Below are 9,705 nucleotides of genomic sequence, written 5' to 3' on the forward strand. Positions count from 1 at the left end.
CCCTCGACTCGGCGCCCCTACCCAATCCAGAAAGAGAGGCTCCCGTGGCTCAACAGCTTACGGAACGCCCGCCCGTCAGCCCGACCTCCCTGCCGCGGATCTTCCGCAGCGCCGCGCGGATCATCGCCGCGAACGGACTGCACCAGGGCGACTTCGTCCAGGACGGTTTCGACCGGCAGATGAGGACCCCGCACGCCACGCGGCCCATGTCGATCGTGGCCGCGCTGAACTGCGCGGTGACGGGCGACCCGCACCGGTCGGCGGCCGAGTCCCGTGAGGCGATCCGGGTGCTCGCGCACCGGCTGACCGTCCGCGGCTCGGGCCCGTACGGGGAGGACGAGCGGGCGCTCGCGTTCCACGTGGACGAGTGGGGCGACGAGGAGTCGCGCACCACGGAGTCCGCGGTCGCGGTGCTGGAGGCGGCGGGCGACGCGTGCGAGGTGTCCTCGTGAAGGCGTCGCTCGTGACCTCGGCGGCCGGGGTGATCTGTGCCGCGTTGGAGCAGACGCGGACGCCGGCGGGTATCGCGCTGGCTCTGGAGTCGGCTGGTCTGCTCATGTCGCCGGAGACGGCGCGGGAGTTGGAGGGGCTGCGGGCCCGGGTCGCCGAGCTGGAGGCCGACCGTTCGGCGGACCGGCTGACGGCGATGCTCGCCCCGACGCAGGCCCTCACCGTCGACGACGCGTGCAAGCAGTGCGGGATGGCGCCCGAGCAGTGGTGCCCCGGCTGTGCGAAGTGCGCGTGCGCCCCGGCCCATGACGACGGCTGCCCGCAGGTCGGCGGTGCGTCGTGAACACGCCGCCCCTGTTCTGGCCGCTGTTCCTCGCGCTGCTCGCCGCGTACGGCCTCGGTGCCGTCGCCGTCTGCGGACTCGCCGACCAGGGCTTCACCCCATACACGAACCCGAAGGGCGACGCCCGATGAACCGCATCCGCCTGATCCTCCACCGCCTCTTCCGCCGCCCCGCCATCACCCAGCCGTTCCCCATCTACCTGCGGCGCGTCCCCGTCGGCGTCTTCCTCGACCTGGAGGCGTACTTCGAGCACGTCATCACCACGATCGCCGACGACCCCGACCTCCTCGACCTCCTCCTGGAGTTCGCCGAGGACCGTGGGACGAGCGGCCAGTACGACGGGCACGCCCCGGAGAAGCTCCTCGTCGAGCGACTCGGCTCGGCGGTGGGTTACGAGATCCCGCTGTACGGGGACAAGGCCGCGAAGTTCGCCGACCGGCTGCGCGCCGCGGCCCCGGCCCCGGCTGTCGTGGTCCCGGCGCAGCGCGAGGGCGGTGCCGCCGCGTGAGCGCGCCCAACGGCCCGTTGGGCGCCGGCCGTCGCGCCCGCCTCACGGTCCTCCGCCACGCCGTCAAGACCTACCAGGGCGAATGGAACACCGGCCGCGCCGCGGCCCTGTACCACGCCACCTACGGGCCCGAGCACTGGCGAGTAGCCGCCCGCCGCGACCTCGCGCAGCTCTGCACCGAGGGCCTCCTCGTCCTCCACGACGACCCGACCAACCGCCACTACCTCCTCGCCACCCGAAACGGCGGTGCCTCCGATGCCTGAACTCGTCACCCGCCGCGGCTACCTCCTCGCCGCCATACAGCAGCACGGACGGCCCGTCACCGCCGCCCTCGCCGTCGGCCTGATGGACGGCTCCCCGTGGCCCACCACCGGCCGGAACACCGCCCGCAAGGACCTCCGCTCGCTCGCCGCCAGCGGCCTCCTCACCACCGCAGACATCCAGGGCCGCCGCACCTACAACCCGGCGGCCGGAGGTGACCAGTGAAACGCGCACGCAGCATCAACCACGCGGCCGTATCCGCTGCCGCACGCCAGACCCCGAACCGCTGGCACCTGGCGGGCGAGTACAGCTCCAGCCAGTCCGCGAAGAGCACGGCCGTCTGCGTACGGACCGGGGTCGGCAACTCGCTGAAGCGGGCGGCCGAGTACTACGGCCCGGCTGGTTCGTTCGAGGCGCGCACGGAGCTGACGGAGTGGGGCTGTGCCCTCCACGTCCGCTACATCGGGGCGGGCGCGGACGACGCACAGGCTGACGCGCTCGGCGCCGTGGCTGGTGGTGCGCGATGACGACGACCGCGCAGGCCGGGGCCACCACCCCGGCCGCCGGCCTCGGCCCCATCACCGAGCCCGGCATCTACGACATGACCAACGAGGAGTACCACTCACACCGGTACGCGCTCTCCTCCAGCGGAGCCCGAACGCTCATCACTTCCAGCCCCGCGCACTTCCGCTACGAGCAGGACCACCCGCAGCAGCCCAAGAAGGTGTGGGACATCGGCAACGCCGCCCACAAGCTGGTGCTGGGCAACGGGCCCAAACTCCGCAAGATCAAGCACGACGCCTGGACCACCAACGTGGCGAAGGCCGCTGTCCGCGAGGCACGCGAGGCCGGCGAGATCCCGCTGAAGCCGATCGAGTACCAGACGGTGCACGACATGGCCGACGCCCTGCGCCGTCACCCCGTCGCGAGCCTGCTGTTCGACCCTGAGCACGGCACGCCGGAACGGTCGCTGTTCTGGCGGGACGAGAAGACCGGCGTCATGCGACGCGCGCGTCTCGACTGGCTGCCCAACCCCCGGTCCGGGCGGCTGATCATCCCCGACTACAAGACGTGCGTCTCGGCGAACCCCGAGAAGCTCACCCGCGTCATCGACGACCTCGGCTACCACCAGCAGGACGACACCTACCGCTCCGGCTGCCACGCCCTCGGCATCGCCGACGACACGGCCGCGTTCGTCTTCGTCTGCCAGGAGAAGACGCCGCCGTACGTGATCACCGTGATCGAGGTCAACGCCACGGCCCGACGCATCGCCGCCGCCCGCAACCGGCGCGCCCTCGAAACCTTCGCGAAGTGCACCGCCACCGGCTACTGGCCCGGCTACAGCGACGACGTCGTATCCGTCGCCGTGCCGCCGTGGGCCGAGACCCGCGACACCTTGGAGTACCTGTGAACTACCCCGCAGAGCAGCAGTTCGCCGCCCCGGCCGCGCCCGCCCCGTCCTTCGTCGGGCAGGGCACAGCAGTTGAGCAGTCCCGCGCGGTCGCCGAGGTTCAGGCCGCCGTCGTGGTGGCCCGCCAGTTCCCCCGTGACGAGGCACTGGCCGTCAAGAAGATGCGCACCGGCTTCTCCCAGCACACCCTCGCCGTGCGCTCCTTCTTCCGGTTCCCGCGCGCAGGCAGCACCGTCTCCGGCGAGACGATTCAGTTCGCGAAGGAACTCGCCCGCTGCTGGACGAACATCCACTACGGCGTACACGAGTTGCGGCGTGACGATGCGGCCGGCGAGTCCGAGATGCAGGCGTGGGCGTGGGACCTGGAGACCAACGAGCGCGCCTCGACCACGTTCATCGTTCCGCACGCCCGGTGGTCGAAGGACTACGGCAGCAGCCGTCTGGAAGACCCGCGGGATGTGTACGAGAACAACTCGAACAACGGTGCCCGTCGCCTCCGGGAAATGATCTTCAGTGTGTTGCCGGACTGGTTCCGCGAGCAAGCGAAGTCGATCGCGACCAACACCCTGGAGAAGGGGCAGGGCGACAAGCCGCTCGCTCAGCGCGTCGCCGACTGCATCAGCCACTTCGAGGGCCTCGGCGTCACCGTCGAGCAGCTGGAGGAGAACCGGTCCGGCCGCGCCTCCGGGAAGTGGACGAACCTCGACCTCGGCCAACTCCAGATCATCTCGGAGTCGATCCGCCGTGGCGAGCTGACGGTCGAGGAGGAATTCCCACAGCAGCGCGTGACCGTCGCCGAGATCACGCGCCAGCACGCGGACCAGACCACGGCCGAGCCTGCCAACGGCGGGGGCCAACCGGCCGAGTGGCCGACGGCCGCGCAGCCCGGATCGGGGGCCCGCGCATGAGGTGGCCTTTCGTCTCCCGTCACCGCCACGTCCAGGAACTGGCTGCGGCGAACGCCGACCGCGAGCGGCTGCGCGGTGAACGCGACCAGTTCGCCAAGGACGCGAAGGCCAGCCAGGTCGCGGCGGCAACGGCAGCACGGCAGTTCGCCGAGGCCGACGCCGCGAACATCCGGCTCAACAACCGCAACAAGGCTCTCCAGGAGCAGGCCGACGTGCGCGCGGGAATCGCTCGCCAGCGCGGTGGTTCTCTCGCGAAGCTCGGCCAGCGCTTGGACGTCGTTTCGAGCGAGTACGCCCACATCGACGGCTACGCGGCCCGCATGGAGAACCGCCTCGACCGGGCCCTCCGCGCCTGCGCCCGCTACCGCAAGGCACTCGCCGCCGAAACCCGCCGCGCCGACGGACTCCAGACCCGCCTCGACGACGCCTGCGGCCTCAACACCCCTGGCATCGAGAGCGGCCGGCACTGGCAGCAGACCCGACAGGACAAGCCCCGCGAGGTGAAGCCGTCATGAGCCCGCTCCGCACCCTCCGCCAGATCATCCGCCCCACCGGCCAGCACCGCGCCGAACCCACCCCGGCCGCCCCCGTGCTGCTCCGCCCCATCGAGGCCGCCGCGAACGAGATCGCGCCGTGCCCCGCCGAGCAACGCAACACCCTCCACGCCATGCACACCGACGGGTCCCGCACGTGCTGGACCTGCCGCACTACCTCACCCGGGGAGTCCCAGTGAGCGCACCGACCCTGTTCACCCCCGAGGCGCCGGCCGCCACCCTCGCGGCCGGACCCCGGCCCCTCACCATCGCCCTCGACGTCGCCATCGGCACCACCGGCGTCGCAGGCGACGGCTGGACCGACCACGTCCGCGCCAAGGCCAAGACCCTCCACGGCCGCTTCGCCGAACAACTCGACGGCTGCGCCACCTTCTACCGCCACGCCGACTTCGCCGTCATCGAGGGCGCCGCGTTCGCGAAGGCCCGGTTCGCAGGCATGGACCAGCTTTCCGCGATGCGGTGGATGATCCGGCACGACCTGTGGAAGCGCGACATCCCGTACGCCGTCGTCCCACCGGACCAGCGGATCAAGTACGTCACCGGCACGACGCAGCCGAAGGACCCGGCCACCGGGAAGCGCGCGAGCGGCGACGTCTTGAAGGGCATCGTCCGTGACGCCGCGGCCGAACTGTTCGGCGTCCGCACGGAGGGCCGGGCCCGGTACGACGAGGCTGACGCCCTGGTCCTGTACGCCATGGCCCGGGACTGGCTCGGTGACCCGCTCGCCGCGGTGCCCGCGCTCAACCGCCAGGCCCTCACGGCGTGCGCGTGGCCGGAGCGCGAGGCGGTGACCCGCCGATGATCCTCCCCGCCCGCGTACCCAACGGCTACACCCTCCTTGACGTCTGCTGCAAAGCCGGCGGCGCCTCATACGGCTACTACCTCGCCGGGTTCGACGTCGTCGGCGTCGACCGCGAGCCGCAGCCCCACTACCCCTTCCCGTTCATTCGCTCCGACCTCCGTGATCTCGACGCCGAATGGATCGGCCAGAACTTCAACGCGACCGCGTGGAGCCCGCCGTGCTGGAAGTGGAGCGACCTCTCCCACCGCACCGGCCGGGACTACGAGGACTTCATCCCCGAGGCCCGCGCCCTGGCTGTCGCGTCCGGCCTGCCGTACGTGATGGAGAACGTCGAGGGCGCGCCACTCGACAACCCGCTCGTGCTGTGCGGCACCCAGTTCCCGGGCCTGCGCGTCACGCGACACCGGCTCTTCGAGTCGAACGTCCCCCTGTACGCGCCGGGCCCGCACGGTCGGCACCCGCTGCACTTCACGCACGACAAGCGGAAGGCGCACTACGGGCGGCTCGATCAGTGGACGGCGTTCGTCACCGTCACCGGCGGCGGCAACTCGTCGAAGGCAGCGGCCGAGGACGCCATGGGCGTGCCCCCGGGGTGGATGACCAAGGACGAGCTGAACCAGGCGATCCCGCCGGCGTACACCCGCTTCCTTGGCGAGCAGGTCGCCGCGCACCTCAGCGTGTTGGAGGTGGCCGCATGATCCGCCGCACCACGTTTCGTATCGCCGCACCTGCCACCCCCGCCGCCGACAACTGGAGCAAGCAGGCAGCCTGCGCCGAGATCGACCCCGAGGTGATGTTCCCGCACAGCGACAAGAAGGACATCGCCACCGCCAAGGCCATCTGCGCCGGATGCCCGTGGTCCGCGAGTGCCTCGAAGCCGCACTGGCCGAGGAAGGGGCCTGGGTCAAGGAGCGTCGTCACGGGATCCGCGGCGGCCTCACTGGCAGCCAACGCCGCCGCCTCTACGACCGCCGCCGGGCCGCGGCCGAGGAACCCACGCCGGTCAACACCTCCCGGCAGGCCGCATGAGGACCGTCGAGAGCGTCCTCACCGTCGACTGCGGCCAGGGCTACGAGGACAAGGACACCGGCCGCATCCGATACAGCCGGCCGCCCCGCGCCAAGTACGAGTGCGGCCGCTGCATGACCGTCGAAGGCCCCGTGTTCGGCGCCGTCCCCGTCCGCGAGTTCGTCCGCGACATCCGCACAGACCACCGGGCGCACTGCCGCCCGGCCACCACCACCGCAACCCAGCAAGGAGCACACGCCGCATGACCGACCACGTCGACACCAACACCGGCGAGATCACCGAGAAGGCGCCCGTCGCCGCGTTCATCGCCAGCCACCTCAACGGCCGCACCGAGGAGGAGCTGTCCGGCGAGTTCCACACCCTCCTCGACGCCGTCCGCGCCCACGGCAAGAAGGGCTCCATGACGATCACCATCGTCGTCGAGCCGCCCGCCAACGGTGTCGAGTCCGCGCCCCTCCCCATCGGCGTCGAGTCCGCCGTCAAGGCCCCGAAGCCGACCCCGGTCAAGTCCCTGTACTTCCTCGACGACGAGGGCCTGCCCGTCCGCGAGGACCCCCGCCAGATGGCCATCGAGTTCCGCCCCGCCCCGACCAACCCGACCTTCAAGGACGCCTGACCATGCCGTACACCGAACTCTCCTCCACCACCAACGAAGCGCAGACGATCGCCGAGATCGCCCTCCGCTCCGCCGAGCCCGCCACGCTGGAGCCCGGCAAGTTCTACGCCTTCCTCACCCCGGGCGGCGTGCAGAAGGTCGACCTCACCGGCCCCGAGCACACCGGCACCCCGGCCCGGAAGGCGGGCACCACCACCGTCCGCGACGCCGCCGCCTTCCACGCCTACTTCGGCAAGCACGCCGACCCCGACACCGAGGTCTACGCCGACGCCGAACGCCTCACCATCACCGCCGTCCTCGACGCCCACACCGCCGACACCGCCCGCTGGTCCGGCCACCGCCTCCACCTCGCCCTCCGCGAGACCGAGACGTGGAAGCAGTGGACGGCCCGCGACGGCAAGCTGATGGACCAGGAGACCTTCGCCGAGTTCCTGGAGGACCACCTCCCCGAACTCCTGGAGCCCTCGGCCGCCGAGATGCTGGAGATCGCGCAGTCCTTCCAGGCCACCACGAAGGTCGACTTCCAGTCCGCGCAGCGGCTCACCAGCGGGCAGCGCCAGTTCCAGTACGTCGAGACCGGCACCACGAAGGCCGGGCAGAAGGGCCAGCTCGCCGTCCCGGAGACGTTCACGATCGGCCTGGTCCCCTTCGAGGGCAGCGAGGGCTACAAGCTCGGCGCCCGCCTCCGCTACCGGATCAAGCCTGAGGGCCTTCAGCTCGGCTTCAAGCTGGAGCGGCCCGACGAGATCCGCCGCACTGCCTTCGCTGACGTGGTCGCCGCGATCAGCGAGCAGATCGAGCAGCCCATCATGAACGGGACGCCGGCCTGATGACCGCCCGGCCGCGGGGCGGCGCCACTTCCCCCACGAAGCGCTGCCCCGCGTGCCGGGCCCCCATCCACCGCCAGCTCGTCGGACAGCGGGCCGCACTGAACGTCACTGCGGACCTCACCCCGCTCACCCCCGAGCAGCAGGCCAAGGCCCGCGAACCCAACCGGCTCATCTGGTGCGCCCACACCGGACACACCGGCGCCATCGACCTCCGCTGGATCGACCCCTGGCACCCGCCCGACTGCCCCCACCCGCACGTCACAGAACACCGCTGCACGGCCCCACCCGTCCGGCCAGCACCAACAGCGCCCGACACCCTGTTCTGAGGAGATCGCCCGTGAGCAACGTCCGCCACATGCAGCGCGACGAGGCGGACCCGCTCGGCCCAGAGAAGTACGACGCCGAGCGGTACGTCCTCGGCGACTGCATGCACAACCCCAAGAAGATCCCGGCAGTCCGCGAACTCATCCGAGGCGCCGACTTCGCACTCCCCGCCCACGAACTGATCTGGGACACCATCGGCCAGCTCTACGACCAGGGCGCACCGATCACCCCGCTCAGCCTCCGCGTGGAGCTGGACAAACGCCAGGAACTCACCCGCGCGGGCGGACTCACCTACCTCGTACAGATCAGCGACTGGCGCCTCGACGCCGAGTACCACGCCACCCTCGTCCGCCGCGACGCCGACCTCCGCGCCGAGGCCGACCTAGGCCGCCGCATCGTCCAGGAAGCCACCGCCCCGGACGCCGAGCCCGGCCGCGCGGTCACCTTCATCGACGACTACCTCACCCGGCAGAAGGAGCGCGCCGCCGGCCGCTCGGGCGACCCCGCCGACGCGCTCCTCGCCGAGCTCCTCGACACCAGCGCCCTCGACCACATGCCCGCCTTGGAGCCGATCGTCGGCGACCTCCTCCACCTCGACACGCTGGCCCGCATCATCGGCCCGTCCGGGCACATGAAGTCCTTCGTCACCATCGACATCGCCGGGCACGTCGGCACCGGCAAGCCGTGGCACGGCCAGTACGTGCGGCAGGGCACCGTCGTCTACCTCGTCGCCGAGGGCTCCCGCGGTATCCGGCAGCGCGTCCGCGCCTGGGAGAAGCACTACGGGCTGAAGATGGACAACGTCCTCTTCCTGCCCCGCCCGGTCCAGGCCCGCGGCCCCGAGTGGGACGTCCTCATCGAGGCGATGCGCCGCCTGCGCCCCCAGTTGATCGTCATCGACACGCAGGCCCGCGTGTCCGTCGGCGTCGAGGAGAACTCCAACACCGAACTCGGCATCGTCATCGAGCGGATGGACGACCTGCGCCGCGCCACCGAGGCGTGCGTCCTCCTCATCCACCACACCGGGCACGTGGGCGAGCACGGCCGTGGCGCGTCCGCCGCGAAGGGCGCCCTCCAGTCCGAGATGCACGTCTCGAAGAAGGGCGATGACGCCCGCAACATCGTCGTGACGATGAAGGTCGGCAAGCAGAAGGACAACGAGGAGGGCAAGGATCTCCAGTTCGGCCTGAGGATCGTCAACCTCGACGGGGAGTTCAAGCCCGACGGCCGGCCGGTCACCTCCGTTGTCCTGGAGTCCCTCGACGCGCGGCCTCCGGTCGTCGAGAAGGGCTCGCCGGAGTGGCTGGTCGGTGTCCTCGACAAGGCGAAGGTCCCGCTGAAGTGGGGCAGCCCGCGCGTGCACAAGTGGTGCGCGGAGTACGGCATCCAGATGCGGAAGGACAAGATCGAGGAGGCTGTCCGTCTGCGGAAGCGCCGGGACTCCTTCGACGAGGTGCAAAACGGGACGGGGGATGACATCCCCGGCGCCCATACCGTCACAGGGGGTGACGACTCGGACAACACACCCTCAGGGGTGTCCGATTCGCCCCCAAATACCTCCCCCAAACCTCCCCCGCGATCTTGAACACCGAACTCCCCCACGATCTTGGGGGGAGGTCGGGGGAGTTCCAGCAAAACCCCACGTCAAACCTCCCCCCAACTTTGGGGG

19 protein-coding genes are annotated in these 9,705 nt (G+C 70.9%); all 19 read left to right on the forward strand.

The window, feature by feature from the left end; all coding sequences use genetic code 11:
• The first annotated feature begins 44 nt into the window (after window positions 1–44).
• The 19 genes from N5I75_RS16590 (at window position 45) to N5I75_RS16680 (ending at window position 9,621) form a co-directional block, all read left to right on the forward strand.
• Window positions 45–452 carry a DUF6197 family protein gene (locus tag N5I75_RS16590; RefSeq protein ID WP_476678284.1) on the forward strand — a complete coding sequence of 136 codons (408 nt, stop codon included), beginning with the start codon at window positions 45–47 and terminating at the stop codon, window positions 450–452.
• Entirely contained in the window at window positions 449–793 is a 345-nt protein-coding gene (locus tag N5I75_RS16595) for a hypothetical protein (RefSeq protein WP_476678286.1), read from the forward strand. The genes N5I75_RS16590 and N5I75_RS16595 overlap by 4 nt, the downstream gene beginning before the upstream one ends.
• Window positions 790–924 (forward strand): hypothetical protein, encoded by a 135-nt coding sequence (locus N5I75_RS16600; RefSeq protein WP_476678288.1) that lies wholly within the window; start codon window positions 790–792, stop codon window positions 922–924. The genes N5I75_RS16595 and N5I75_RS16600 overlap by 4 nt, the downstream gene beginning before the upstream one ends.
• A complete protein-coding gene (locus N5I75_RS16605; protein ID WP_394425522.1) occupies window positions 921–1,301 on the forward strand; it encodes a hypothetical protein in 381 nt (126 codons plus the stop codon). The genes N5I75_RS16600 and N5I75_RS16605 overlap by 4 nt, the downstream gene beginning before the upstream one ends.
• Window positions 1,298–1,564 carry a hypothetical protein gene (locus N5I75_RS16610; protein WP_476678290.1) on the forward strand — a complete coding sequence of 89 codons (267 nt, stop codon included), beginning with the start codon at window positions 1,298–1,300 and terminating at the stop codon, window positions 1,562–1,564. Before N5I75_RS16605 ends, N5I75_RS16610 begins: the two co-directional genes overlap by 4 nt.
• On the forward strand, window positions 1,557–1,787 hold the full coding sequence (locus N5I75_RS16615) for a hypothetical protein (RefSeq protein ID WP_476678291.1): 231 nt from the start codon (window positions 1,557–1,559) through the stop codon (window positions 1,785–1,787). The genes N5I75_RS16610 and N5I75_RS16615 overlap by 8 nt, the downstream gene beginning before the upstream one ends.
• A complete protein-coding gene (locus tag N5I75_RS16620) occupies window positions 1,784–2,089 on the forward strand; it encodes a hypothetical protein (RefSeq protein ID WP_476678293.1) in 306 nt (101 codons plus the stop codon). The genes N5I75_RS16615 and N5I75_RS16620 overlap by 4 nt, the downstream gene beginning before the upstream one ends.
• A complete protein-coding gene (locus N5I75_RS16625) occupies window positions 2,086–2,973 on the forward strand; it encodes a PD-(D/E)XK nuclease-like domain-containing protein (RefSeq protein WP_476678295.1) in 888 nt (295 codons plus the stop codon). Before N5I75_RS16620 ends, N5I75_RS16625 begins: the two co-directional genes overlap by 4 nt.
• The gene (locus N5I75_RS16630; protein ID WP_476678297.1) at window positions 2,970–3,881 is read left to right on the forward strand and encodes a hypothetical protein; all 912 of its coding nucleotides are present in this window, start codon (window positions 2,970–2,972) and stop codon (window positions 3,879–3,881) included. The genes N5I75_RS16625 and N5I75_RS16630 overlap by 4 nt, the downstream gene beginning before the upstream one ends.
• Window positions 3,878–4,396: a hypothetical protein gene (locus tag N5I75_RS16635; RefSeq protein ID WP_476678299.1), complete on the forward strand. Its 519-nt coding sequence runs from the start codon at window positions 3,878–3,880 to the stop codon at window positions 4,394–4,396. Before N5I75_RS16630 ends, N5I75_RS16635 begins: the two co-directional genes overlap by 4 nt.
• Window positions 4,393–4,614 carry a hypothetical protein gene (locus tag N5I75_RS16640; RefSeq protein WP_476678300.1) on the forward strand — a complete coding sequence of 74 codons (222 nt, stop codon included), beginning with the start codon at window positions 4,393–4,395 and terminating at the stop codon, window positions 4,612–4,614. Before N5I75_RS16635 ends, N5I75_RS16640 begins: the two co-directional genes overlap by 4 nt.
• Window positions 4,611–5,237 carry a hypothetical protein gene (locus N5I75_RS16645; RefSeq protein WP_476678302.1) on the forward strand — a complete coding sequence of 209 codons (627 nt, stop codon included), beginning with the start codon at window positions 4,611–4,613 and terminating at the stop codon, window positions 5,235–5,237. The genes N5I75_RS16640 and N5I75_RS16645 overlap by 4 nt, the downstream gene beginning before the upstream one ends.
• Entirely contained in the window at window positions 5,234–5,935 is a 702-nt protein-coding gene (locus tag N5I75_RS16650) for a DNA cytosine methyltransferase (protein ID WP_476678304.1), read from the forward strand. Before N5I75_RS16645 ends, N5I75_RS16650 begins: the two co-directional genes overlap by 4 nt.
• A gap of 151 nt (window positions 5,936–6,086) precedes the next feature.
• A complete protein-coding gene (locus N5I75_RS16655; protein ID WP_476679577.1) occupies window positions 6,087–6,266 on the forward strand; it encodes a hypothetical protein in 180 nt (59 codons plus the stop codon).
• Entirely contained in the window at window positions 6,263–6,511 is a 249-nt protein-coding gene (locus N5I75_RS16660) for a hypothetical protein (protein WP_476679578.1), read from the forward strand. Before N5I75_RS16655 ends, N5I75_RS16660 begins: the two co-directional genes overlap by 4 nt.
• Complete coding sequence (locus N5I75_RS16665; RefSeq protein ID WP_476679579.1) at window positions 6,508–6,882, forward strand: hypothetical protein; 375 nt, start codon at window positions 6,508–6,510, stop codon at window positions 6,880–6,882. Before N5I75_RS16660 ends, N5I75_RS16665 begins: the two co-directional genes overlap by 4 nt.
• A 2-nt stretch (window positions 6,883–6,884) precedes the next feature.
• Window positions 6,885–7,712, forward strand: coding sequence for a DUF2303 family protein (locus tag N5I75_RS16670; protein ID WP_476678306.1), 828 nt, complete (start codon window positions 6,885–6,887; stop codon window positions 7,710–7,712).
• Window positions 7,712–8,038, forward strand: coding sequence for a hypothetical protein (locus tag N5I75_RS16675; protein WP_476678307.1), 327 nt, complete (start codon window positions 7,712–7,714; stop codon window positions 8,036–8,038). Before N5I75_RS16670 ends, N5I75_RS16675 begins: the two co-directional genes overlap by 1 nt.
• Window positions 8,039–8,049: 11 nt before the next feature.
• Entirely contained in the window at window positions 8,050–9,621 is a 1,572-nt protein-coding gene (locus tag N5I75_RS16680) for an AAA family ATPase (protein ID WP_476678309.1), read from the forward strand.
• The last annotated feature ends 84 nt before the right edge of the window (window positions 9,622–9,705 follow it).

It is taken from the genome of Streptomyces sp. R818 (assembly GCF_056172735.1).